Consider the following 24,298-nt stretch of genomic DNA (forward strand, 5'->3'; position numbering starts at 1 on the left):
CATTTTTTTATAAAAAAAGCGTTATACTATATAAAAAATATCGGAGAATTAATAATGGAACTTATTCAATTGCTTAAAAATTGTGATTTAAAAGCTACTCCTCAAAGACTTTGTATTTTAAAAATTTTAAAACGTCATGAACATCCTAATATAGAATCTTTATACGAAAGCATTAAGGAAGAATATCCTTCTATTTCTTTAGCTACAGTGTATAAAAATTTAAATACTTTAAAAGAACAAGGTTTGGTTGTAGAAATCAACACTCCAAATCAAAAAACTTGTTATGATATTTATGAATATCCTCATATACATGTAATTTGTAGCAAATGCAATCATATAGAAGATGTATGTTATGAAGATAGTGGGATAAATAAATACCAAGAAGATCTTGAGAAAAAAATTGGCAATATCATTGATTATCTTGGCGTATTTGCTTATGTGAATGGTTGTAAAGCTTGTAAAAAATAAGATGGTTTGTGAAGTCCAAAGACGCTTTTTACTCAAAAATGATGACTTTATAAAAATTTTAAAAGAAGAAAAAATTATATATTCTAAGGATAAAATACGCGTTTTCTTTACGCGTATAAGTCCTTTTTGTGATGTTAAATATAAAAAATTTAATAAAAATTATTATCGATTTTCGCTTTATAAACTGCATGATATTTTAGATAAAAAAAATCATAAACTTTCTAAAAAAGAATTTAAACAGCAAAGTAAAAAACTTATAGGAAGTGTTATTAAGAAAACTAGAATTAGTTTTGAGATTAATAGTGCTCGATTTTTACTTTATAAGTTTAAAAATAATCTGCAAGATTTGGTCATTTTGAAAGTTGTTTTTCCTACTTTTGAAAAAGCAAAGCAATTTAATTTACCTCACTTTTTTAAAAGCTATAAAGAGATTTCAGATGATGAAAATTTCTACAGCAAAAATTTAGCATTATATGGAGATTTTTCTAAAATTTTTGATAGTGCTAGATGTATTAAAATTTTAGATAAGCAAGAAGATATTAGCTTACATTTTCCAAATCAAATTCAAAGTTTTGAAGCGGGTAAAATCTTACTTTTTGTACTTTTAAAAAGATTAAAAAATGACAGATTGAATTTTTTACAAAAATTAAATTTTGAAAGTTTTGAGCAATTTTTTGTAAGTCTTAGGCAAATATGCATTTTCTTTGAGCTTTTTAGCACTCTTTTTGAAAAGAGTATTCAAAATAAACTTCAAGATTATATTTTGAATTTGGAAAAACAAATTTGTAATGATAAAATTTGTAAATTTGAATTAGAAAAATATATTTTTATTTTAAGTGATGAAAAAATCAATGATATTTTTCTTGATATGGATTTTATTTTAAAGAATGATTGTAGTTTTTATCAAGGAGAGAAAAATCAAATTTTAAAGTCTTTAGTGGCTTTTAAACTAAGAAAAGAATTAGTTTTTTTAAAGAAAAAAATTGTAAAATCTCAAACAAATCATGAAGAAGAATTAGAAAGAATAAAATTTTTATTATGCTATTTTGCAACTATGTTTGAAGAAAAAAGTATTGAAAAACTAAAAAATTATTTTGAACATAATCATTTAGAACAAATTTCATATGATGAAAATACAATAAAACAAATTGAAAAAAGCATTAAAAAATTAAAAATATATAGTTAGGAAAAACATGCAAAAACAAGAAAAAATAGTCAAAATGTTTGATGATATAGCACCAACTTATGATAAGGCTAATAGAATTTTAAGTTTTGGAAGTGATGTGAGTTGGAGAAAAAAAGCTTGTTTAGATGTTTTTAAATTTTCTAACAATGAACTTGATATTATCGATGTGGCTTGTGGTACAGGCGATATGATTATAGAATGGCAAAATCAAGCCTTAAGGACAAATAAAAATATCATTAGTATAAAAGGGGTTGATCCAAGTGCGGGCATGCTTGAAGTGGCTAAGAAAAAAATTCCTGATGCGACTTTTGTGCAAGCAAAAGCACAAGAACTTCCACTTGAAAGTGAAAGTGCAAATATCATAAGTATAAGTTATGGCATACGCAATGTGGTAGATAGGAAAGAAGCTATAAAAGAATTTGCAAGAGTGTTAAAAAAGGATGGGATTTTACTTGTGCTTGAATTTACTAAAAGAGAGCAGGGTGGTTTTATAGCTGCTTGTAGAGATTTTTACTTAAAAAATATTTTACCAAAAGTGGGTGGATTTATCAGTAAAAATTATAGTGCTTATGAGTATTTACCAAATTCGATAGAAGATTTTTTAAGCAAAGAAGAATTTATTAAAGAATTGAGTGAGTATTTTGAAATGCTAGAGTATAAAAGCTTTAGTTTTGGTGTTTGTTCTATGTTTATTGCAAGAAAAAAATGAAAGTTTCAGAACTTAATTTAAAAGCTAAAAGTTTATTAGAATTTCATCTTGATGATATAGAGCTTAGTGGAGAAATTTCTAAAATTACCATTCATAGTTCAGGACATTGGTATTTTGATTTAAAAGATGAAAAATCAAGTATAGCTTGTGTGATGTTTAAAGGTTTTAATCAGTTTGTCCAAGCTAAACCTAAAGTTGGCGATATGCTTGAACTTAGAGGTTATGTAAGTTTATATGAAGCAAGTGGCAGGTATCAATTTATCACCAAAAGTATGCAAAAAACAAGTCTTGGAGATTTAGAAGCTAAATTTTTAGCTCTAAAAGAAAAGCTTGAAAAAGAAGGTTTGTTTGATACAAATGTTAAAAAAAGCATTATTAAATTTCCTAAAAAAATAGGCATAGTTACTTCTTTTACTTCAGCTGCTTTGCAAGATATGTTAAAGCTAATTTCACAAAAAGAATACAATCTTTGCAAAATAACTATTTTTAATGCCCTTACCCAAGGACAAAGTGCCCCAAATTCTTTAATACATGCTTTAAAAAAAGCCAATGAGTATAATTTAGATGCGATTATTTTGGCAAGAGGTGGTGGAAGCAGAGAAGATTTGTTTTGTTTTAACGATGAAGAACTTGCAAGATGTATTTTTTCTTTAAAAACGCCTATTGTTTCTGCTATTGGACATGAGATTGATTATGTTATTAGTGATTTTGTAGCAGATTTAAGAGCACCAACTCCAAGTGCAGCTATTGATATGATTTTTCCAAATAAACTAAGCTTAGAACAAGGACTTGATGAGCTTGCTATGCGTTTTAAAAACCAAATGTTAAATCATCTTAAGTTTTATCAAAACAAAATCGATCACTTGCAAAATTTAGCCAAAGCTAAGTCTTTAGAAAATGCTTTTTTTCTTAGAAAACAAAAGCTTGATTTTTTACAAAGCCAACTAAAGAGTGTTTTAAATTTAAAATTATTAAATTATGAAAATAAGCTTGATAATTTTGAGGAACTTTTAACTCAGCATAAAAATTTCTTTGATAAAAGTAAAAATTTGATAAATTTACAAAAAGATGGCAAAAATATCTCTCTTGAAAAGCTAAAAAAAGGGGATATTATAAAGCTTTGCTCAATAAATGAGAGTAAAGAAGCTCAAATACTATAAAAAGGAGATAAAATGAGAGTGATGAATTTTAGTGCAGGTCCTTCAAATCTGCCTGATGAGGTTTTAAAAGAAGCACAGGAGTATTTGTTTGATTATCATGGCAAAGGCTTTTCTATTATGGAAGTTTCTCATCGTGGAAAGGTTTTTGAAGAAGTGCATTTTGAGGCTATTAAAATGGCAAAAGAACTTTATGGTGTAAATGATGATTATGAAGTGCTTTTAATGCAAGGTGGAGCTAGTTTGCAATTTGCTATGATACCTATGAATTTATATATGGGTGGAGTTTGTGAATTTGCTAATACGGGAGTTTGGACTAAAAAGGCTATTAAAGAAGCTGAAATTTTAGGAGTAAATACAAAAATAGTAGCAAGCTCTCAAGAAAGTGAGTTTGATCATATCCCACAATTTGAATTTAGCGATAATGCAGATTATGCTTATATATGCTCTAATAATACCATTTATGGAACTCAATATAAAAGCTATCCAAAGACTAAAAGTCCTTTGATAATTGATGCTTCTAGTGATTTTTTCTCTAAAAAGATAGATTTTTCTAATATTGCTATGCTTTTTGGTGGGGTGCAAAAAAATGCAGGAATTTCAGGGCTTGCTTGTGCTTTTGTGCGTAAAGATATGATAGAGCGTAGTAAAAACAAAAATATACCTAGTATGTTAAAATATAGCGTTTATGCTGAAAATAATTCTTTATTTAATACTCCAGCAACCTTTGCTATATATATGTTTAATCTTGAAATGAAATGGCTTTTAAATCAAGGTGGATTAGACAAAATCAATGAGCAAAATATACAAAAAGCCAAAATTTTATACGATGTGATTGATGAGAGTAATGGTTTTTATAAAGGTCATGCCAAAAAAGAGGATAGATCATTAATGAATGTTAGTTTTAATATAGCTTATGATAAAAACTTAGAGCCAGTTTTTGTAAAAGAAGCTGAAGAAAATGGTATGATAGGTCTTAAAGGACATAAAATTTTAGGTGGAATTCGTGCTAGTATTTATAATTCTATCAGCATTGAAAAGGTTCAAAAGTTAAGTGAATTTATGAAAGCTTTTGCAAAAAAACATGCTTGATTTTTGGTGATTTTCACCAAAAATCATTTGTATAGTAAAAACTTTACTCTTTAATATTTATCAGCATTTTCCTAAGCCACTATTGTATTTTTTTTCAAGAAAATCTTTGAAAAATTCTTTTCTACTTTTACAAGGTGCTTTAGGATGTTTTTCTCTCATATGTTCAAGATATTTATCATAACTTGCAACTCCAACCAAGGGATGAAAAAACCTTTCGGATTTTTCATACCATAATTTAAGTTTTTTTATCATGTTTTTTCCTTTTTTAATGCTATATAAGGGCTTTCTTTTAAAGGAATGTTTAATTTTTTGATAAAAATTCCAAAACAAGAAAGTATAACAAGCAAAGTGGTAATCATGAAAAACACACATAAAATTGCATTTATTAAATTGGAGTTTTTAGCTTGAGATGCTAATTTTATATCTTTTTTGATTTGCTCGATTATTGCTTCATCTTGTGTTTGAGAAAGTTTTAAATTAAATTCTTGTATTTTTTGCGTATTTATTTGTACAGCAGCAACATGACTTATAGCATTATGGATTGGATCTCCTTCTTTGTAAGGAAGAATTTTTTGAATACCTCCATAAAGTGTTGCGATTAAAACAAAACAAGCAGGTATGAGAGTAATCCAAGTATATCTTGCCTTCCCCATTTTAAATAAAATCGCACTTGCTAAAAGCAATGCCATACCAGCAAGCATTTGATTACTCACTCCAAAAAGTGGCCATAATGAGTAAATTCCGCCTTTTGGATCTATCGCTCCTTGATAGAGAAAATACCCCCATCCACCAACACTTAAAGCTGTTGCAAAAATTCCTGCTAAGGTATTATTGATATTTCCTAAAGGTTTATAAACATTACCCAATATATCTTGAGCCATAAATCTACAAGCTCTTGTCCCAGCATCAACTGCAGTTAAAATAAACAAGGCTTCAAATAAAATAGCAAAGTGATACCAAAAGCCCATTAAATTCACTCCACCAAATAATTCATGTAAAATTAAAGCAACACCTACAGCAAATGTTGGTGCCCCACCAGTTCTTGATAATATGCTTTGTTCGCCTATATTTGTAGTTAAAGTAGTGATTTCTTCAGGAGTTATTTTAAAACCCCAGCTAGAAATAGTGGCAGCTGCATTTGCAACATCTACACCTATAGTAGCAGCAGGCGCATTGATGGCAAAGTAAAGACCAGGGTGTAAAATACAAGCACAAATTAAAGCCATGATAGCCACAGCACTTTCCATAAGCATGGAGCCATATCCAACAGCTAATGCATGAGTTTCATTTTCAAGCATTTTAGGAGTTGTGCCACTTGAAATTAATGCATGAAAACCACTAATAGCTCCGCATGCAATGGTAATAAATAAAAATGGAAAAATTGCTCCAGCAAATACAGGCCCACTTCCATCTAAATATTGAGAATTAATTTTTGGCATTTGAAGATCAGGCGCTACAAATACAATAGCTAAAGCCATAACCACAATAACACCGATTTTTAAAAAAGTTGATAAATAATCTCTTGGAGCAAGTAAAAACCAAACAGGTAAAATTGCAGCTATAAAACCATAAGCCATCATAATAAGTGCTAAAGTTGGCGCATCAAAGGTAAATATTTTCGCCCAATAAGGATCAGCAGCTATTTCACTTCCATAATGTATGGCTAATATGAGCAATATAAAACCTATAATAGAAGCTTCACCAACCCTACCAGGTCTTAAAAATCTCATATAAATTCCCATAAAAACAGCAATAGGAATGGTCATTGCGATGGTAAATAATCCCCATGGAGATTCTGCTAAAGCTTTTACAACAACCATAGCTAAAATCGCAATAATTATAAGCATAATTCCAAATATAGCAATCATTGCTATTGCGCCGATAAATTGTCCTAATTCATCTTTTATCATCTCTCCTAAAGATTTTCCATTACGACGCGTAGATATAAATAAAACTACAAAATCATGTACCGCACCTGCTAAAACACCGCCTATTAATATCCAAAGCATAGAGGGTAAATAACCCATTTGTGCAGCAAGTATAGGACCTACCAAAGGACCAGCTCCTGCGATAGCGGCAAAATGATGTCCAAAAAGTACAATTTTATTTGTAGGGACAAAATCACATCCGTCATTTTTAACTACAGCAGGAGTTGCTCTGTTTTTATCTAGCTCTAGCACCTTATAGGCAATATATCTACCATAAAATCTATACCCTATGATATAAATACATAAAGCAGCAATAACAAGATAAATCGCTGAAATACTTTCGCCATTTTGGAGTGCTAATATGCCAAAACAAACAGCACCGACAATGGCAACAAAAAACCATAATATTTTGTTAGTAATATTCATTTAATTCCTTTGCTTTAGTGAATTTATTTAGTGTATCGTAGAATTATATTTTATTGCTATATAGGATAAATAAAAAATTAATATATTACAAAATGTAACATATTTCTTAGTCAATTAAAAATTAATTTTATTGACTAAGAATTTGAAATTATTTAGATTTAAAACTTAGTGTCGCTGTCAATTGTAAAGTATCGCCATATCTGTCTAGATTGTATGGTAGTTTGATGTTTGCAGCTATTATTTGTAAACCATCTTTTGGTTTTGTGAGTGTGATTGTTGCTATACCTTTTTCATTTGTTGCTATGTTGTCGATATCATCATTTTGATCTTCAAATTCAACTCCTTTTACGGGTTTTCCATCTAGTAAAACTTGGAGTTTTAATTTATCTCCTTCATGTAGTGTTAAAGGATTTTGTAAAGGAACTATTTCAAATTTTAATCCTAATGGTTTTTTTGAACCTTCATCCCAAGAAAAAATACTTTTTCCCATTTTGAAAATTTTTCTTGTTTGAGTGACTTCATTTGCACCAGTAATATCTGTAATATCAGATCTTTTTTGTGCATAATGTTTTCCATCTTTTGTAAATGTGTAATATCCAAAATCATAATTAACACTTGCAATAGCAGGTTTTCCCTCAATAAATATTTTGTTATTTTCGTAGTCATAGCCAGCTTTTAAATTTTTTCCTTGAGAATCTTTTGCACTTATACCAAAAACCCTATCAGGTTGATATTGTCCCCAGTGATCATCAGCCCAAAAACCTACTTCATATCCATTGCTAGTTTGCATAGGAAAGAATTGATGAGCTAAAGCAGAACCTGCTATAAAAAAACTCAAAAACACCATTTTTGAAAATTTCATTTTTTCTCCTTTAAAATAATTTTGATAATCATTATATATATTTTTATTTATATAAAACTTAAGAATGTATTTTAATTTTTCCTTTATAAAAAAGAAAAATATTTTAATTTTTCTTATGTTAAAATCATAAATTTATTTTTAAATATTTAGGAAAAGTTATGAATGATACTATTAATATAATTGGTGCTAAAGAGAATAATCTTAAAAATATCAACCTAGAAATTCCTAAAAATAAGCTTATAGTTTTTACAGGACTTAGTGGAAGTGGTAAATCCACTTTAGCTTTTGGTACGCTTTATGCAGAAGGACAACGCCGCTATATTGAGAGTTTAAGTGCTTATGCAAGGCAGTTTTTAGATAAAGTGGGTAAGCCAAATGTTGATAAAATAGAAGGTTTAACTCCTGCTATTGCTATTGATCAAAAAACAACTTCTAAAAATCCTCGATCAACTGTTGGGACTATTACTGAAATTTATGATTATTTAAGACTTTTATATGCAAGGATTGGCTCACAACATTGTCATCAATGTGGCCAAAAAATCTCATCTATGAGTGCAGCAGATATCGTAGGTGAAATCTTAAAGCTTCCAAAAGGGGCAAAAATCATCATTTATGCTCCTTTGATCAAAGAAAAGAAGGGAACTTTTGCAGATCTTTTGGAAAATTTAGTCGCAAAAGGTTATGTTAGAGCGCAAATTGATGGGGTTTTAACGCGTCTTGATGAGGATATTGAGCTTGCTAAAACTAAAAAACATACAATAAAGCTTGTGATAGATAGACTCCAAGTGCAAGATGATATGTTGGCAAGACTTGCAAGCGATATAGAAAAAGGTCTTAGTGAGAGCTTTGGTGAAGTGGAAATTGAAGTTTTAAATAATGAAGAATTAAACATAGCAAAACATTTTCATTATAGTGAGCATAATGCTTGTTTTGATTGTAAAATTTCTTTTCCTTTGCTTGAGCCTTTGAGTTTTTCTTTTAATTCTCCAAAAGGTGCTTGTCCAAGTTGTGATGGTCTTGGTATAAGATATACGCTAGATATGAAAAAGCTTATCAATGAAGAATTAAGCTTAGAAGCAGGAGCTGTAAAGCTATTATATGGGTTTAATAAAAGTTATTACTATAAGTTTTTAATGGCCTTTTGCGAGCAAAATGATATAAGGGTAAAAATTCCATATAATGAGCTAAGCGAAGAAGAAAAGCGTCTAGTACTTTATGGTAATGCCAAGGAAATTAACTTTTTATGGAAAAGACATCGCTTAAATCGCAAATTTGAAGGTGCAGTTAAATATGCTTATGAAATGCTAAAAGATGAAAAAGATTTAAGCGAGTATATGAGCGAAAAAACTTGTAAAGATTGCAATGGTCATCGTTTAAGAGCTGAAAGTTTAGCTGTAAAAGTTGCTGAAAAAAATTTGGGTGAAATTTTAGATATGAGCATAGAAAATACTACTGCATTTTTTTCAAAAGAAGCTAATTTTGCATATTTGAGTGAGCAAGAAAGATTGATAGCTAAGCCTATTTTTAAAGAAATTAATGAAAGATTGTTTTTTCTTTATGATGTAGGACTTGGGTATTTATCCTTAGGGCGTGATGCAAGAACAATTAGTGGAGGTGAAGCTCAAAGAATTCGTATAGCATCTCAAATTGGTAGTGGTTTAAGTGGGGTGATGTATGTTTTAGATGAGCCTAGCATTGGTTTGCATGAGCGAGATACAGCAAAACTCATTAAAACTTTAAGAAATCTTCAGCAAAAGGGTAATACTTTAATCGTGGTTGAGCATGATAAAATGACAATAGAAGAAGCAGATTTTATCGTAGATATTGGTCCAAATGCTGGTAAATTTGGTGGTGAAGTTGTATTTAGTGGAACTTATAAAGAATTATTAAAAAGTAAAAGCCAAACTGCCCTTTATATGAGTGGTAAAAAGCAAATTGCCCATCAAAAAAATAGAGAACAAAAAGATTTTATTAGTTTAAAAGATGTGAGTATTAATAATATTCAAAATTTAAGTGTAGATTTTCCATTGCATAATTTAGTAGCAATTACAGGTGTTTCAGGAAGTGGTAAAAGCTCGCTAATCTTGCAAACTTTGCTTCCATTTGCAAAAGAAGAGCTTAACCGTGCTAAAAAAGTTAAAAAACTAAGTGGGGCTAAGATAGAAGGTTTGGAAAAACTTGATAAGGTAATTTATCTTGATCAAAGTCCTATAGGAAGGACTCCTCGTTCAAATCCCGCTACTTATACAGGTGCTATGGATGAAATTCGTAATCTTTTTGCAGCTACCAAAGAAGCTAAAATGCGAGGTTATAAAGCAGGGCGTTTTTCTTTTAATGTTAAAGGTGGAAGATGTGAAAAGTGTAGTGGAGATGGTGAAATTAAAATAGAAATGCACTTTTTGCCTGATGTGATGGTAACTTGTGATGTTTGCAATGGTAAAAGATATAATGATGCAACTTTAGAGATTAAATATAAAGGTAAAAGCATAGCTGATGTTTTAAATATGAGTATTATTGAGGCAAGCGAGTTTTTTACTTCTGTGCCAAAGATAAAACAAAAGCTTGATACTTTGGTAAAAGTTGGGCTTGATTATCTTACCTTGGGACAAAATGCAACTACTTTAAGTGGCGGGGAGGCTCAGCGTATTAAGCTAGCTAAAGAATTAAGCAGAAGCGATACAGGAAAAACTCTTTATATTTTAGATGAACCTACAACAGGACTTCATTTTGAAGATGTTAATAAACTTATTGTAGTTTTGCAACATTTAGTTGATCTTGGAAATAGTGTGTTTGTGATAGAGCATAATTTAGATGTGATTAAAAATGCTGATTATATCATCGATATGGGACCTGAAGGTGGAGTTAAAGGTGGTAAGGTTATAGCTAAAGGTAGCGTTGAAGAGCTTGCTAAAAATCATAAAAAAAGTGGTTCTTATACAGGGTATTATCTAAATTTAGAGCTAAAAAGCATAAAAAAATAAATTGGTTGAAGTTATCCTTCAACCATAAATTTCACCTTTTTTATACTCATAAATACTTTGCATATCTTTATCGCCTCTTCCTGAAAGATTTACAACTATCACACTTTTTTTCTTTAAAGTCGGACAAAGTTTTTCTAGATAAGCTAATGCATGTGAGCTTTCAATAGCGGGTATAATACCTTCTTCTTTGCATAATAATTTTAAAGCATTGATGCACTCATCATCACTAATAGCATAATAACTTGCTCTTTTACTTTCTTGTAAATATGCGTGCAAAGGACCTATGCCAGGGTAATCAAGCCCAGCAGAAATACTAAAAGTATGAGCAATGTTTCCTTTATCATCTTGTAAAACTTTAGTTTTCATACCATGGATAATACCTTCTTTACCTTTAGTAAGTGTGGCTGCATGATAAGGTGTATCTTTTCCTAAACCTGCTGCTTCAACGCCTATGAGTTTAACTTTTTCATCTTTTAAAAATGCATGAAAAATTCCAGCAGCATTGCTACCACCTCCAGCTGCTGCTATGATGTAATCAACTTTTTTATTTAATTTTCTAAGTTGCATTTTACATTCTTTACCTATAATACTTTGAAAATGCGTAACAATTTGTGGATAAGGATAAGGCCCCACTGCACTTCCTACTACATAAAATACTTCTTTGGTATTTTTAACCCAAAACTTTAAAGCCTCATCTACCGCATCACTTAAAGTTTTACTTCCACTTTCTACCGCATGAACTTTTGCTCCTAAAAGCTCCATTTTATAGACATTTAAGGCTTGTCTTTTTACATCAATAGCTCCCATAAATATCTCACATTCAAGTCCCAAAAGTGCTGCTGCAGTAGCTGTTGCAAGTCCGTGTTGTCCTGCTCCGGTTTCTGCAATAATTTTTTTCTTATTCATTTTCTTTGCCATTAAGGCTTGAGCTATGGCATTGTTGATCTTATGAGCTCCTGTGTGAGTTAAGTCTTCTCTTTTTAAATAAATTTCATGATTATAAAGCTTGCTTAAATTTTTAGCATGGTATAAAGGTGTGGGTCTTCCCACATAATTAGCTAAGAGTTCTTTTAATTCTGTGTTAAAATCTTTATCTTTTTTGAGTTTTAAAAAAGCTTTTTCTACTTCATCTAATGCTATTTTTACTTCATTTGGCACAAATTGCCCACCAAATTTTCCATAATATTTTTTCATAGTATTTCCTTAAAATGATTAATAATTTAAAATCAAAAATGATCAACTAAAACTAAAAATGTAAAATAAAAAATGATTGAAAATGTAGTAGCAGGCTTAACGCCAAGAAAAAGAAGCTCTGTTAAATGAGTATTCTAAATTTAGTTTAGAAAATTTTTTCCTTTCCATAATTTTTCCTTTTAAAAAATTGCCAAATTGCTTTACATTCTAAGATAATTATTATTAAAAATTCTTTAAAATGATAGTTTAGAAAATAAATACTAAGAAAATTTATAATGTTTGATTTTTTATATAATGATATAAGCTATATAGGGCTTTTTGTAGTATGTTTTCTCTCTAGCACTCTTTTGCCTATGGCTAGCGAGGCTTTTGTGCTTGTTTTTGTGAAATTAGATTTTAATGCTTATATGGTTTTATTTATAGCAAGCTTGGGGAATACTTTGGGTAGTTTAAGTACCTATGCGTTAGCTTATTTTGGAGAGAGTCAAATTTTGGAAAAATATTTTAAAAACTCTTTATGTAAATTAGAAAAAATCAATGCAAACTTTAAAAAATTTGGCTCTTTGTATGCTTTTTTTACTTTTTTACCCATAGTGGGAGATCTTTTTGCACTAGGGCTTGGATTTGCTAAGTATTCTTTTTTAAAAGCAAGTATTTTTATAGCCTTGGGTAAATTAAGTCGTTATGCTTTTGTAATTTTCATAGCAAATTCCATTTAAAAGCCTTGATTTTAAAAGATTTAAAAGTCTAGCATTATCAACATCTTTTAAAACTTTTATGGTGTTTTTTAATTCATGATTTTTCATAGGCATTTTTGCATCTTTAAAACACCTTATCGTGCTTCCTCTAGCAAAAGTACTATCACAAATGACATCTACTAAATACTCATCAAAATTTGCTAAATTTGGATCAAGCATATAAGCAATAGTTAATGCATCGTGTATCCATGTGCCATTTGTGCCTCTTGTTTTGCTTGCATAATCAATCCAAACTCTTAAAGTCTGCACTAAAAAATCACAAAGTGGATTTTGATTTTCTAAAGTATTTAAATCTTCATGCGTGAGCATAGTTTGCATTGTTGCATTATAAGGAACAAGTGTGATTTTAGCTCTTGAGTTTAAAACTATACTAGCAGCTTCAGGATCAAAGCCAAAATTTGTATCTTTGATATGATAAGGCATATCAAAACTTCCACCCATGATAAAAATTTCTTTTACATTTTTATCAAAGTCTTTAAAAAGTTTCATCGCTATGGCTATATTTGTTAAAGGCCCTATAGCGCAAATTGAAATTTCACCTGGGTTTTGCATAATAAGCTCACCCATTTTCATACAAGCATTTGGGTTTATGTTTTCTAGGATTTTTATAGGTTTTATATGATCCCAAAGATGAGTAAGCTTAAACTCTTCTACGCCTTTATCTAGTCTTTGTCTCCAAAAATGACTATCTTCACATAAAGCTTCATGAGCACCTAAATACAAAGGTATATCTAGATTAAGCTTATTTAATAAATCTTTAGCAACACTATAAGCGGTTAAAGCTTGCACATTACCACTTAAAGTGCTAATCATTTCAAGTTTGATTTCTTTGGAGGCTAAAATAAGTCCAAGGGCTAAACCATCATCAGTATTAGCCCCTGCTATTCCATTGCCTATATCAGTATCTAAAATAAGGCGTATCATATCGCATCTTCTATTAAATTTAAATCCCTGCCTCTAGTTTCTGGTGCAAAGAAAGTTGTGATAAAACCAATTCCTGCAGTGATAACAAAATACAAGGCTATTGGCCACCAAGTGTCATAATAAGCAAGCAAAGCTGAAGCTATCATAGGAGCGGTTCCTCCTGAAAGTATAGAGCCAAATTCTTTTGCTAGTGCCATTTTGGTATAGCGATTTTTTGCTCCAAAAAGCTCCACACCCCACGCAGCTTGTACGCCAAAAATTCCTAAAGATGCCAAAGACATACCTACAATGATAGTTAAAATTACAATAATTTCATTTTTACTATCAAGTAGCATAAAAGCAGGGAAAGCATAAAGCATTAAAAGCAAGCAAAAGGTTCTATAAGTAATACGCCTTCCAAATTTATCACTTAAATATCCTGCTAAAGGTATAACCAAAAATCCCACCAAAGAAGCGATAACAACAGCAGTTGTGGCTACTGATTTATCAAGAAGTAAAATTTTAGTTACATAACCTACTATAAAGCCTTGTGCAAGATAAGATGGTCCATTTTCTCCTATCCTTATACCCACCATAGTCCAAAATGCACGACTTTTCTGCCAAAAAGTTCTTTCATCTTTTTTCATATGTGCTTCATTTTCATGACGAATTTTTAGCATTAATTCTTTTTGTTTTTCAAAAACAGGAGTTTCTTTTACATTTAAACGCATATAAACAGCAAAAAGTGCTATAAAAATACTTCCTATAAAAGGAATTCTCCATCCCCATTCTTTAAAACTAGCATCATCCATACTTGTAACTAAAAGCCACACGAAAGCTGCAAGTAAGGTTCCGCTGTTTGATCCAAGTGCTATAACAGAAGAGATTAAACCTCTATGTTTGCTAGGAGCATATTCTCCAAGCATGACAGTCCCACCTGAAAGCTCAGCACCTGCTCCAAAGCCTTGCATAAAACGCAAAATAACCAAACATATAGGAGCCCAAATTCCAATTACTGCATAACTTGGTATAAAACCAATTAAAGTAGTTGAAATACCCATTAATGCAATGGTGCTCATTAATACATTTTTTCTTCCGTATTTATCTCCTAAATATCCAAAAAATAAAGCTCCAATAGGTCTAGCAATAAAACCTATACCATAAGTAACAAAACTAAGCAATAATGCTATAACAGGAGTTTGTTCAGGAAAGAAAACTTCTGAAAAAACAGTAGCTGCAGCTAAGCCATAAAGTGCAAAATCTGCATATTCCATGGCAGTTCCTAGCCAGCATGAAAACACAGCCTTTTTAAATGCCTTTTTTCCTTGTGGAGTTTGAAAATTTTCATCCGCGATTGATTTTGTTTGCAAGATTAAACCTTTGTTTTAAATTTAAAATATAATTGTAACTAAAATGCTTAAAATGGAAATTTAATACTTTTTACCGACTTTTAAATAATTTTGGGCGATAATTATTATTATTTTTTAATATAGGAAAAAAATGAAAACTTTAACAATAATTGATACTTTTGGTTTTTTCTTTAGACTTTTTTATGCTTTAAAGGGTTTGAAAAATTCAAAAGGTGAGCCTAGTAATATGATTAGTGGTTTTGCTAATTTTATTTATAGTTTGAAAAATGAACATCCTAGTGATATGATTATTTTTGCTCTTGATAGTAAAGGAAAAACTTTTAGAAGTGAAATTGATCCAAATTATAAAATCAACCGCACTCCACCTCCGCCTGATTTATTAGCTCAAATTCCAATTTGCATTCAAATGATAGAAAAAATGGGTTTTTCAAGTTTTTCTTGCGAAGGATATGAGGCTGATGATATCATCGCATCTTTAGTTAAAGAGTGTGAAAGTAAGGATATTTTTATAAGAATTATCACTCAAGATAAAGATTTATATCAACTTATAAAAGATGATAAAGTTAGTATTTATAGCCCTATTTCAAAAAATGATTATAATGAAGCAGGGTGTTTGGAAAAATATGGGGTAAAACCTAGCCAAATAAGAGATTTTTTAGCTCTATGTGGAGATAGTTCAGATAATATCCCAGGGGTAAAAGGAATTGGTGCTAAGGGTGCTAAGAATTTACTTGATGAGTTTGAAAGTATTGAGGGAATTTATGAAAACTTAACACTAGTGCGTAATGAGAGAAGTCGTAATTTGTTGCTTGAAGGCAAAGAAAATGCCTTTTTAAGCAAAAAACTTGCTTCTTTGTATGAAAATTTAGATGTAAAAGATATGCTTTTAAATTGTGAGTATCCAAAAGATGAGCCTTTGCTTAAGATTATGGATATTTTAGAGCATTATGAATTAAATGCTTTGTTAAAAAAACTACGCACTAATCCTACTAATAAAGATAAAAATTTAGGATTTAATGCAAGATTAATTTTAGATGAGAAAGAATTATTTGAAATTTTAGAAAAAATTGATGATCAAAGCATTGTTGCTTTTGACACCGAAACTACGGGCTTGGATACTAAAGAAGCTAAGATAGTAGGGTTTAGTTTTTGTTTTCATGAAAGTGAAGCCTTTTATGTGCCACTTGCACATGATTATTTAGGAGTTTGTAAGCAAATTTCTATGCAAGTAGCTAAAAAGGGTATAGAAAAAATATATCAAAGCACGGTTATAGGCCATAATCTTAAATATGACTTTGAAATCATAAAAAATAATTTTAATTTACTTCCTCCAAAAAACTATGCTGATACTATGATACTTGCATGGCTTAAAGAGCCAAGTTTGCGTGTAAATATGGATGATTTGGCAAAAAGATTGTTTGCTTATGAGACTTTACATTTTGAAGACTTGGTAAAAAAAGGAGAAAACTTTGCAGGAGTGGATGTAGAAAAAGCTTGTAAATATGCTGCTGAAGATGCTTATATTACTTTAAGATTTTATTTGTATTTTTTAAAAAATTTAGAAAAGCCTTTATTTGAACTTGCACAAAAAAGTGAGTTTGAATTTATCAAAGTGCTTATTATGATGGAAAATAATGGCATTAAACTTGACACTCGAAAGCTTGAAAACTTAATGCAAAGTTTTAATCAAGATATTAAAATACTAAGTGAAAAAATATATGATTTAGCGGGTGAAAAATTTAATATTAACTCTCCTAAACAAGTAGGGGATATTTTATTTGAAAAATTAAAATTACCAAGTGGTAAAAAAGGTAAGACAGGTTATTCTACTGATGAAAAGGTTTTAAATGCTATTTTAGATGAACATTTGATTGTAAAAGAAATTTTAGCTTACAGAGAGCTTGCAAAATTAGTTTCTACTTATTGTGAACCTTTGTTAAAATTAGCTAAAAAAGATGAAAATTCAAGAATTTATTCAAGTTTTTTGCAAACAGGAACAGCTACTGGACGCCTTTCATCAAAAGATCCAAATTTGCAAAATATCCCTGCACATGGTCAATATGCTAAGGATTATAAATCTTGCTTTATTGCAAAAGAAGGATTTAGTTTTATCTCACTTGATTATTCACAAATTGAGCTTAGAATGCTAGCACATTTTAGTGAAGATGAGAAATTATTAGAAGCGTTTTCAAACGATGAGGATATTCATGCAAAAACTGCTATTATGATTTTTGGCCATAGTGATTATGAGACAAGAAGTATTGCTAAAAGTATAAATTTTGGTCTTATTTATGGTATGGGTTATAAGACTTTGAGCCAAAATTTAAAAATAGAAGCGAAGTTAGCTAAAGAATATATTGAAAAATATTTTGAGAATTTTACTAGTATTAAAACTTATTTTGAAAAAGTAAAAAATGAAGCTAAGCAAAATGGCTTTATAAGTACTTTACTAGGTCGTAAGCGTTATTTTGATTTTGAAAATGTAAAGCCTATGCAAATTGCAATGCATGAAAGAGAGAGTATTAACTCTATACTTCAAGGTTCAGCTGCCGATATAATAAAATTGGCAATGATAGAAATAAGTAGAAATTTGGATGAAAACAAACGCTTAATTTTGCAAATTCATGATGAGCTTATTTTTGAAGTAAAAGATGAACTTTGTGAGGATTTTGCAAAAAAAGCTAGTGATATTATGGAAAATATTGTAAAATTAAAAGTTAAATTAAAAACTTCATCAAGTATTGCCAAAAATTGGGGTATATTAAAATAAGGAGAATGTTTAATGGATCTTTCAACCATACTTGGGATGGTATTAGCTGTTGTTAGTATTTCTGTAGGGGATATTTTAGAGGGTGGTAACCCTTTGCATGTTTTACACTTAGCGTCTTTTATTATCGTGGTGCCTACAGCAGCTTTTTGCGCAATGACTTCTACACATAAAAAAATTGTTAAAGGTGCATATAAGGAATTAAAGGTAGTTTTTAAAGGTTCGGGAGTAAATTTAAGTCAAAGAATAGCTGAGCTTGTAGAATACTCTGTTATAGCAAGAAGAGATGGACTTTTGGCTTTAGAGTCAAAAACCAATGAAATTGACAATGAGTTCTTAAAAGAAGCTATGATGATGATGGTAGATGGTAAGAGCGTAGAAGAAATTAAAGAAAGTATGGAAATTCAAGTAGAAGAAATGGAAGAATATTATAAAGAATGTGCAGAATATTGGATACGCTTTGGTGAAACTTGTCCTACTATGGGGCTTGTTGGCGCTGTTTTTGGATTGATTTTAGCACTTAAACTACTCGATGATCCACAGGCTATGGCAGCGGGTATTTCAGGAGCTTTTACAGCAACTGTTACGGGAATTTTTGGTGCTTATGCTTTATTTGGGCCTTGGGGTAATAAAATGAAAGCTAATTCACATGATTTAATTAAGGAAAGAATAGTTATTTCTCACGCTATTGTAAGCATTGCAGAAGGAGCTAATCCAAGAGATTTGGAGGCAAAGTTATTTAACTATTTAAGTCATGATGAGCCTAGAATTTCTCAATTTGATAAATAAGAGTTAAAAATGGGAAAAAACATAAATGTCCAGAATGTCCAGCAGGTGAAAAATGGGCAGTGCCTTATGCAGACTTTTTAAGTTTGCTTTTGGCGCTTTTTATTGCTCTTTGGGCGATTTCTGAAAGTAATCCTGCAAAAACTGAAGCCTTGAAAACTGAATTTGTTAAAATTTTTGAATTCACTGCTTCTAGTCCTTTAGAAAAAGAAAGTGAAGTGCATAATAAATATAGCGCACCTTCAAATGCAAATGTAGAAGAGCTTGAAAAACTTAAGAAATTAAGTATTACTCAACAAGAAAATATAGAAAAATTAAAAGCAGCATTAGATCAAAGAGAAAATAATATAGTTTTAAATTTACCAGCTAGAGTTGAATTTGCTAGGGGTAGTATTCAGATTGATTCTGCTGATGTACAAGATTTTTTAAAGCGTATTAGTGAAGTGCTTAAGAAAATGCCAAAACAAGCTCAAATAGAACTTAGAGGTTATACTGATGCAAGCGATCGGGATCCTAAGAGAAATTTTGATTTAGCTAGTAAAAGATCTCAAGTTGTAGCTGATTATTTAATAGCTAAAGGAATCGATCCAACTCAACTTATAGTTGTAAGTTTTGGTGATAATTATCCTTTAAGTACAAATAAAGAAGATGAAATAAATAATAGGGTAGAGTTTTATATTCGTGTAGATTCTTCAGACAATCAAGTTAGAAAGTCAGTATTAGATCAAATAGAAACTTTTAAATAACAAATAAGCTTTATAAACTTATTTGTTATTTTCTCCGCCAAAACGAAGCAATGCTGAACCCCAAGTAAATCCACCACCAAAAGCATCAAGCAATATTAGTGAGCCTTGTTTTAAACGACCTTGTTCATAAGCATCATTCATTGCCATAGGTATTGAGGCTGCTGAAGTATTGCCGTATTTTTGCACTGTAACTACGCATTGTTCATCTGTAAAATTTAATTTTTCTTGCACGGCTTTAATAATTCTTAAATTAGCTTGATGAGGTATAAAAAGATCAATTTCTTCACTTTTTATATTATTTTTTGTAAGAATATCAACAACATCATTACTTAGAGTATTTACTGCAATTTTAAATACTTCGTTTCCTTTCATTTGCATAGAAAGAGGAGAGCAAATGCTACTTTTTTGAGATCTTTGAGTTATTAATAAATCTCCAAACTCCCCATCACTTGCTGTATGAGTATCTATAATCGGATAATTATCATCTAAAGATACAATTCCAGCACCAGCTCCATCGCCAAATAAAACACAAATACTTCTATCTGTATAGTCTATAATAGAGCTAATTTTTTCAGCTCCAATAATTAAAACATTTTTCTTTGTTTTGCTTTCAACCATAGATTTAGCAAGTTCTAAAAGATAAATAAACCCTGAACATGCTGCAGAAATGTCAAAAGCAGTGATGTTTTTTAATCCAAGATTATGAGCAATTTTACATGCAGTTGATGGCATAGTAAAGCAATCAGGACTTAAAGTAGCAACAATAATAGCATCTATGTCTTGAGGTTTTAAATTCGCTCTTTGTATAGCTTTGATAGCTGCTTTAGTACCAAGATCACTTGTGTTTTCATCATCATTTGCTATGCGTCTTTGTTCTATTCCTGTTCTTCTTAATATCCACTCATCACTAGTTTGCACCATAGATTCTAATTCTTTATTGCTAAGTATTTTTTCGGGAATGTAAGAAGCTATACTTTTTAATGAAGCTTTAGTTGATTTCATAATTGGCAAGTTCTTTTTCTATAGTTTGATTTATATTTGATTGTGTAAAATTTAATGCTTGAAAAATAGCATTTTTAATGGCTTTTGGACCGCTTTTACCATGACTTATAATGACACATTCTTTCACACCTAGAAGTGGAGCCCCACCATATTCTTCATAATCAATGTGGGTTTTTAATTCATTAAAAGCAGGTTTTGCTAAAAGATAGCCAAGTTTTGATAAAAAAGATTTTTGAATTTCTTGTTTTAAAAGTTTTGTAATAACACTTGCTACACCTTCGCCGGTTTTAAGTAAGATATTTCCATTAAAACCATCGCATACTAATACATCTATCGTGCCATTAAATATATCTCTTCCTTCAGCATTTCCGACAAAATTTGAAAGTTGCTTTAAAAGTTGATGGGTTTCTTTAGTAAGCTCATTTCCTTTGCATTCTTCTTCACCATTTGAAAGCAAAGCAACTCTAGGCTTAGCAATTTTTAAAATTTCTTTAGCATAGGCTTCACCCATAATGGCAAATTGAAACAAATGCTCACTTTTGCAATCAACATTTGCACCAACATCTAACACTAATGTTCTTGAATGGATATTTGGCATTAAAGTGGCTATTGCAGGTCTAGCGATATTGGCTAATCTTCCAAGTCTTAAAGTAGCCAAACTCATAGTAGCTCCACTATGTCCAGCTGACACAACAGCTTTTGCTTTTTGATTTCTTACTAAATCTATGGCTTTGTAGATTGTACTATCTTTTCGTTTTAATGCATCTGTAGAATTTTCTTCCATAGCAAATACATCAAAAGCCTCTTCATATTCTATATATGAGTTTAATTCTTGAGGGATTAAGGTTTTAAGCTTTTGAGGATCTCCTACTAAGATGGCTTTAAATTTTCGCTCTTTTAGAGCTTGAATTACACCTTCTATAATAGGCTTTTCCCCAAAATCACCACCCATTGCATCAATAGCAATGCTCGTCATTGTTCTTAATATTCCTTAGTTACAGGATTTACACGATGAGGCATTTTGTAGCTACCATCTTTATCCTTAATAGGCATAGGTAAGGTAACTTTGTAATGAGTTCTGCGTTTTGCTGCGCGAGTTTTGCTCACTCTTCTCTTAGGTACTGCCATTTTTTACTCCTTTATTAATTTAAACATTTATTACAATAAAAATAATCACTTAAGTAAGATTGTAATTCACTTGTAGCAAGCTCTATTAAGTCAATATGAGAGTCAAAAAACTCCATAGTATCACTTAAAGTATTATTTTCATCTTTAAAAATTCCATCGCTTGCAAAAAGCTCTATATTTTGATCGATTTCAAGTTCCATTTCATCACCACATCGATCGCAATTTCTATAAGTAAATCCTTTAAAATTAGCTGTTATTTTAGCTAATTTTGGATTAACTTTTGTAATAGTTCCTTCAAAAACTATATTATCAAGATCTAGTTTAAAAGGATAAGCTACAGAGCTAAGTTTTGCAAAGGCAATTTTCATTATAAAATTTCAGTTTTTGAAAAGAAAAATTCTATTTCAATTTTTGCATTTTCCAAGCTATCGCTTCCATGAACCGCGTTTGCATCAATACTATCTGCAAAATCTGCTCTGATAGTACCAGGAGCCGCTTCTTTTGGATTTGTAGCACCCATTAATTCTCTGTTTTTTAACACAGCATTTTCGCCTTCTAAAACAGAAACCACAACTGGACCACTGATCATAAATTCAACTAAGTCTTTAAAAAATGGTCTATCTTTGTGTACAGCATAAAATTCTTGTGCTTCTTTTTCTGAAAGCTGTATTTTTTTTGTAGCCGCTATTCTTAGACCATTGCTTTCAAAGCGTGTTAAAATTTGACCAATAACGCCTTTTTTTACTGCATCAGGTTTAATAATAGAAAGTGTTTTTTCCAAAATCGTCCCCTTAATTTAGAATAAGTTTTATATTTATAAAAGAGCTAATTATATCAAAAAATGCTTTAAAATTATATAAAAATTGTAATTTTGAGTTATAAAATGAAGAAGCTACAAGCATCTTAAATACTAGAAAGATGCTTGTATTGGGTATTAATTAAGCAAATACCGGAGTTGAGCCATCTCTTAAATCGCTTCCGATATTATCACGACTTGGTTGACCACTAACTACATCGCTCCATACAATACAGCCATCAGTTGGACATGCACTTGCACATGCTGGCTGATCATTATGTCCTACACATTCAACACATTTATCAGCATAAACATAATATCTATCTTCGCCCTCAGGGTTATTTGCATCATCTACGATTGCACTTACTGGGCATTCATCTATACAAGAACCACATGCTATACAAATATCAGTAATTTTAACTGCCATTTTTTACTCCTTAAATATTAAAAGTTTAATATAAGATTATCAAAATTGTCTTAATTTTATTCTTAAAATCTTTTAATTTTGATAATAAAATTAATTTACATACAAATTTACACAATTAATAAATTTTTAAATTTACAAATGATATTATTTTGTTACAAATAAAATTTATTAATTAGGAGATAAACGATGATAGTAACTAAAAAAGCTATTGATTTTACAGCACCTGCTGTATTAGGTAATAATGAAATAGTTGGAGATTTTAATCTTTATAAAAATATAGGACCAAAAGGTGCAGTAGTATTTTTCTATCCAAAAGATTTTACTTTTGTTTGCCCTTCTGAAATTATTGCTTTTGATAAAAGATATCAAGATTTTAAAGATAGAGGTATTGAAGTAATTGGTGTATCTTGCGATAACGAATTCTCTCACTTTGCTTGGAAAAATATGCCGGTAAATCAAGGTGGTATAGGTCAAGTTAAATTTCCTTTAGTAGCTGACTTAACAAAACAAATTGCTAGAAATTTTGATGTTTTATTTGAAGAAGCAGTTGCTTTAAGAGGTTCTTTCTTGCTTGATGCTGATGGAACAATCCGCCATGCAGTTATAAATGACTTACCACTTGGAAGAAACATTGATGAAATGATTAGAATGGTTGATACTATGCTATTTACTAATGAACATGGTGAAGTTTGCCCAGCTGGTTGGAATAAAGGCGATGAAGGTATGAAGGCTGACCCTAAAGGTGTTGCTGATTATCTAAGTAAAAACGAAAATAAATTATAATTTTTTAAGCTGAAAGTTTTTCTTTCAGCTTAGCATAAATTGTGTTATAAAGTTACAATACTCTCAAAATATACTGATTAATATACATTTTTGATAAATGCTTTTAAAATATTATAACTAGGACATCATGTAATAAATAATTTACTTTTTATTTTATATATTTATTATTTTGTTGTCATTTTATTGTATTAATAGCATGATAATCGTTGTATAAAAATTTACTACAAAATTTTAAGGAGCTGTTATGGTTTTTTCATTTTCTAAGAGCTTATCTTCAAAGCTTATATGGATAATGTGTGTAGGTGTAGTTTCTATTGTAATACTGATTAACTTAGTCAGTTATTTTAATTCAAAAAATAGTACTTTTGATTTACTAACAGAAATGCAAATAAACAATATGATGGATACAAATGCTCTGTATGATTTTTATGGAACAACTAAAAGATTAGCTATAGAATCTTTAGCAGAGCAATTTTCTAGTAATTTAAATATGCCTTCAGAACAAATTATGCAAAATCTCAAACTAGCTGCAAAAACTTCTGGGTTTGAGCTAGTTTATGTTGGTTTTGAAGATAGTGGCAAAAATTATCAATCAGATGGTCAAGTACTTGATTTATCAAAAGGTTATGATACTAAAAATAGAGGTTGGTATAAAGAAGCTAAAGCAGCTGGAAAATTTATAACAACTGATCCATATAAATCTGTAACAACAGGAGAAATAGGAATTACTTATGCCATTCCTGTTTATGCTAATGGAAAACTCTTAGCGGTAGTTGGAGGTGACTATAATTTACATACTTTTTCTAAAGATGTTTTAGCTATAGGGCAT

Annotated in this window: 24 protein-coding genes; 12 read left to right on the top strand and 12 right to left on the bottom strand. The window is 30.3% G+C overall.

Features of this window, described 5'->3' with window-relative positions; genetic code table 11:
* The first annotated feature begins 54 nt into the window (after positions 1 to 54).
* The 5 genes from perR to serC are packed head-to-tail and all read left to right on the top strand — an operon-like array spanning position 55 to position 4,612.
* Positions 55 to 468: a peroxide-responsive transcriptional repressor PerR gene (gene perR / locus L8X33_RS04835; protein ID WP_133319550.1), complete on the top strand. Its 414-nt coding sequence runs from the start codon at positions 55 to 57 to the stop codon at positions 466 to 468.
* A gap of 1 nt (position 469) precedes the next feature.
* Positions 470 to 1,654, top strand: coding sequence for a hypothetical protein (locus L8X33_RS04840; RefSeq protein ID WP_263664594.1), 1,185 nt, complete (start codon positions 470 to 472; stop codon positions 1,652 to 1,654).
* Positions 1,655 to 1,661: 7 nt separating this feature from the next.
* Entirely contained in the window at positions 1,662 to 2,363 is a 702-nt protein-coding gene (gene ubiE / locus L8X33_RS04845; RefSeq protein ID WP_133319552.1) for a bifunctional demethylmenaquinone methyltransferase/2-methoxy-6-polyprenyl-1,4-benzoquinol methylase UbiE, read from the top strand.
* On the top strand, positions 2,360 to 3,523 hold the full coding sequence (xseA, locus tag L8X33_RS04850) for an exodeoxyribonuclease VII large subunit (RefSeq protein WP_263661474.1): 1,164 nt from the start codon (positions 2,360 to 2,362) through the stop codon (positions 3,521 to 3,523). The genes ubiE and xseA overlap by 4 nt, the downstream gene beginning before the upstream one ends.
* 12 nt (positions 3,524 to 3,535) lie before the next feature.
* Positions 3,536 to 4,612 carry a phosphoserine transaminase gene (gene serC / locus L8X33_RS04855; protein ID WP_263670097.1) on the top strand — a complete coding sequence of 359 codons (1,077 nt, stop codon included), beginning with the start codon at positions 3,536 to 3,538 and terminating at the stop codon, positions 4,610 to 4,612.
* Between the two features lie 60 nt (positions 4,613 to 4,672).
* Here serC and kcuS read toward each other — a convergent pair whose 3' ends face one another.
* The 3 genes from kcuS to L8X33_RS04870 form a co-directional block, all read right to left on the bottom strand.
* Entirely contained in the window at positions 4,673 to 4,864 is a 192-nt protein-coding gene (gene kcuS, locus L8X33_RS04860; protein ID WP_133319555.1) for a KCU-star family selenoprotein, read from the bottom strand.
* The gene (locus tag L8X33_RS04865; protein WP_263670098.1) at positions 4,861 to 6,966 is read right to left on the bottom strand and encodes a carbon starvation CstA family protein; all 2,106 of its coding nucleotides are present in this window, start codon (positions 6,964 to 6,966) and stop codon (positions 4,861 to 4,863) included. Before L8X33_RS04865 ends, kcuS begins: the two co-directional genes overlap by 4 nt.
* 148 nt (positions 6,967 to 7,114) lie before the next feature.
* On the bottom strand, positions 7,115 to 7,828 hold the full coding sequence (locus tag L8X33_RS04870; protein WP_263670099.1) for a DUF4198 domain-containing protein: 714 nt from the start codon (positions 7,826 to 7,828) through the stop codon (positions 7,115 to 7,117).
* A 158-nt stretch (positions 7,829 to 7,986) separates the two neighbouring features.
* Here L8X33_RS04870 and uvrA point away from each other — a divergent pair, with 158 nt between their 5' ends.
* Positions 7,987 to 10,809, top strand: a complete 2,823-nt coding sequence (gene uvrA, locus L8X33_RS04875) for an excinuclease ABC subunit UvrA (protein WP_263670100.1) — start codon at positions 7,987 to 7,989, stop codon at positions 10,807 to 10,809.
* An 18-nt stretch (positions 10,810 to 10,827) separates the two neighbouring features.
* Here the strand turns inward: uvrA and trpB are convergent, their stop codons facing one another.
* Positions 10,828 to 12,003: a tryptophan synthase subunit beta gene (gene trpB, locus L8X33_RS04880; RefSeq protein WP_263670101.1), complete on the bottom strand. Its 1,176-nt coding sequence runs from the start codon at positions 12,001 to 12,003 to the stop codon at positions 10,828 to 10,830.
* 275 nt (positions 12,004 to 12,278) lie between these two features.
* Between trpB and L8X33_RS04885 the strand changes: the two genes are divergently transcribed.
* Entirely contained in the window at positions 12,279 to 12,722 is a 444-nt protein-coding gene (locus L8X33_RS04885) for a YqaA family protein (protein ID WP_263661468.1), read from the top strand.
* On the opposite strand, the gene L8X33_RS04890 is transcribed toward L8X33_RS04885, so the two are convergent.
* The gene (locus L8X33_RS04890; RefSeq protein WP_263660492.1) at positions 12,678 to 13,682 is read right to left on the bottom strand and encodes a nucleoside hydrolase; all 1,005 of its coding nucleotides are present in this window, start codon (positions 13,680 to 13,682) and stop codon (positions 12,678 to 12,680) included. The two genes, L8X33_RS04885 and L8X33_RS04890, sit on opposite strands and share 45 nt — an antisense overlap.
* The gene (locus tag L8X33_RS04895) at positions 13,682 to 15,034 is read right to left on the bottom strand and encodes an MFS transporter (protein WP_263670103.1); all 1,353 of its coding nucleotides are present in this window, start codon (positions 15,032 to 15,034) and stop codon (positions 13,682 to 13,684) included. Before L8X33_RS04895 ends, L8X33_RS04890 begins: the two co-directional genes overlap by 1 nt.
* A 130-nt stretch (positions 15,035 to 15,164) precedes the next feature.
* Here L8X33_RS04895 and polA point away from each other — a divergent pair, with 130 nt between their 5' ends.
* From polA to motB, 3 genes are read left to right on the top strand one after another with little or no spacing between them, the layout of a single operon-like run.
* On the top strand, positions 15,165 to 17,804 hold the full coding sequence (gene polA, locus L8X33_RS04900; protein WP_263659784.1) for a DNA polymerase I: 2,640 nt from the start codon (positions 15,165 to 15,167) through the stop codon (positions 17,802 to 17,804).
* A gap of 12 nt (positions 17,805 to 17,816) precedes the next feature.
* Positions 17,817 to 18,590: a flagellar motor stator protein MotA gene (gene motA, locus L8X33_RS04905; protein ID WP_133319563.1), complete on the top strand. Its 774-nt coding sequence runs from the start codon at positions 17,817 to 17,819 to the stop codon at positions 18,588 to 18,590.
* On the top strand, positions 18,587 to 19,333 hold the full coding sequence (gene motB / locus L8X33_RS04910) for a flagellar motor protein MotB (protein ID WP_263670106.1): 747 nt from the start codon (positions 18,587 to 18,589) through the stop codon (positions 19,331 to 19,333). The genes motA and motB overlap by 4 nt, the downstream gene beginning before the upstream one ends.
* Positions 19,334 to 19,351: 18 nt before the next feature.
* Here the strand turns inward: motB and L8X33_RS04915 are convergent, their stop codons facing one another.
* The 6 genes from L8X33_RS04915 to L8X33_RS04940 all read right to left on the bottom strand — a co-directional run bounded on the left by L8X33_RS04915 (position 19,352) and on the right by L8X33_RS04940 (position 22,686).
* Entirely contained in the window at positions 19,352 to 20,335 is a 984-nt protein-coding gene (locus L8X33_RS04915) for a beta-ketoacyl-ACP synthase III (RefSeq protein WP_263659785.1), read from the bottom strand.
* A complete protein-coding gene (gene plsX, locus L8X33_RS04920) occupies positions 20,322 to 21,311 on the bottom strand; it encodes a phosphate acyltransferase PlsX (protein WP_263659786.1) in 990 nt (329 codons plus the stop codon). Before plsX ends, L8X33_RS04915 begins: the two co-directional genes overlap by 14 nt.
* Before the next feature lie 5 nt (positions 21,312 to 21,316).
* Complete coding sequence (gene rpmF, locus L8X33_RS04925) at positions 21,317 to 21,463, bottom strand: 50S ribosomal protein L32 (protein ID WP_012662034.1); 147 nt, start codon at positions 21,461 to 21,463, stop codon at positions 21,317 to 21,319.
* Between the two features lie 14 nt (positions 21,464 to 21,477).
* A complete protein-coding gene (locus tag L8X33_RS04930; protein ID WP_087699608.1) occupies positions 21,478 to 21,831 on the bottom strand; it encodes a hypothetical protein in 354 nt (117 codons plus the stop codon).
* Positions 21,831 to 22,244, bottom strand: a complete 414-nt coding sequence (gene ndk, locus L8X33_RS04935; protein ID WP_039642239.1) for a nucleoside-diphosphate kinase — start codon at positions 22,242 to 22,244, stop codon at positions 21,831 to 21,833. Before ndk ends, L8X33_RS04930 begins: the two co-directional genes overlap by 1 nt.
* Before the next feature lie 157 nt (positions 22,245 to 22,401).
* Positions 22,402 to 22,686 (bottom strand): ferredoxin, 4Fe-4S, encoded by a 285-nt coding sequence (locus L8X33_RS04940; RefSeq protein ID WP_039619165.1) that lies wholly within the window; start codon positions 22,684 to 22,686, stop codon positions 22,402 to 22,404.
* 186 nt (positions 22,687 to 22,872) lie between these two features.
* On the opposite strand from L8X33_RS04940, the gene L8X33_RS04945 reads away from it, so the two are divergent.
* The gene (locus L8X33_RS04945) at positions 22,873 to 23,469 is read left to right on the top strand and encodes a peroxiredoxin (protein ID WP_133319569.1); all 597 of its coding nucleotides are present in this window, start codon (positions 22,873 to 22,875) and stop codon (positions 23,467 to 23,469) included.
* Between the two features lie 244 nt (positions 23,470 to 23,713).
* Positions 23,714 to 24,298, top strand: a 585-nt coding sequence (locus tag L8X33_RS04950; RefSeq protein ID WP_263662797.1) for a cache domain-containing protein, incomplete at its 3' end; no start/stop codon positions are given.

It is taken from the genome of Campylobacter sp. CNRCH_2014_2849 (genome assembly GCF_025772845.1).
In the GTDB taxonomy this organism is placed as follows: domain Bacteria; phylum Campylobacterota; class Campylobacteria; order Campylobacterales; family Campylobacteraceae; genus Campylobacter_D; species Campylobacter_D lari_D.

Coding starts and splice junctions, on each gene's coding strand:
- perR (WP_133319550.1), top strand. CDS start 55: ATGGAACTTATTCAATTGCTTAAAAATTGTGATTTAAAAGCTACTCCT.
- L8X33_RS04840 (WP_263664594.1), top strand. CDS start 470: ATGGTTTGTGAAGTCCAAAGACGCTTTTTACTCAAAAATGATGACTTT.
- ubiE (WP_133319552.1), top strand. CDS start 1,662: ATGCAAAAACAAGAAAAAATAGTCAAAATGTTTGATGATATAGCACCA.
- xseA (WP_263661474.1), top strand. CDS start 2,360: ATGAAAGTTTCAGAACTTAATTTAAAAGCTAAAAGTTTATTAGAATTT.
- serC (WP_263670097.1), top strand. CDS start 3,536: ATGAGAGTGATGAATTTTAGTGCAGGTCCTTCAAATCTGCCTGATGAG.
- kcuS (WP_133319555.1), bottom strand. CDS start 4,864: ATGATAAAAAAACTTAAATTATGGTATGAAAAATCCGAAAGGTTTTTT.
- L8X33_RS04865 (WP_263670098.1), bottom strand. CDS start 6,966: ATGAATATTACTAACAAAATATTATGGTTTTTTGTTGCCATTGTCGGT.
- L8X33_RS04870 (WP_263670099.1), bottom strand. CDS start 7,828: ATGAAATTTTCAAAAATGGTGTTTTTGAGTTTTTTTATAGCAGGTTCT.
- uvrA (WP_263670100.1), top strand. CDS start 7,987: ATGAATGATACTATTAATATAATTGGTGCTAAAGAGAATAATCTTAAA.
- trpB (WP_263670101.1), bottom strand. CDS start 12,003: ATGAAAAAATATTATGGAAAATTTGGTGGGCAATTTGTGCCAAATGAA.
- L8X33_RS04885 (WP_263661468.1), top strand. CDS start 12,279: ATGTTTGATTTTTTATATAATGATATAAGCTATATAGGGCTTTTTGTA.
- polA (WP_263659784.1), top strand. CDS start 15,165: ATGAAAACTTTAACAATAATTGATACTTTTGGTTTTTTCTTTAGACTT.
- motA (WP_133319563.1), top strand. CDS start 17,817: ATGGATCTTTCAACCATACTTGGGATGGTATTAGCTGTTGTTAGTATT.
- L8X33_RS04915 (WP_263659785.1), bottom strand. CDS start 20,335: ATGAAATCAACTAAAGCTTCATTAAAAAGTATAGCTTCTTACATTCCC.
- plsX (WP_263659786.1), bottom strand. CDS start 21,311: ATGACGAGCATTGCTATTGATGCAATGGGTGGTGATTTTGGGGAAAAG.
- rpmF (WP_012662034.1), bottom strand. CDS start 21,463: ATGGCAGTACCTAAGAGAAGAGTGAGCAAAACTCGCGCAGCAAAACGC.
- L8X33_RS04930 (WP_087699608.1), bottom strand. CDS start 21,831: ATGAAAATTGCCTTTGCAAAACTTAGCTCTGTAGCTTATCCTTTTAAA.
- L8X33_RS04940 (WP_039619165.1), bottom strand. CDS start 22,686: ATGGCAGTTAAAATTACTGATATTTGTATAGCATGTGGTTCTTGTATA.
- L8X33_RS04945 (WP_133319569.1), top strand. CDS start 22,873: ATGATAGTAACTAAAAAAGCTATTGATTTTACAGCACCTGCTGTATTA.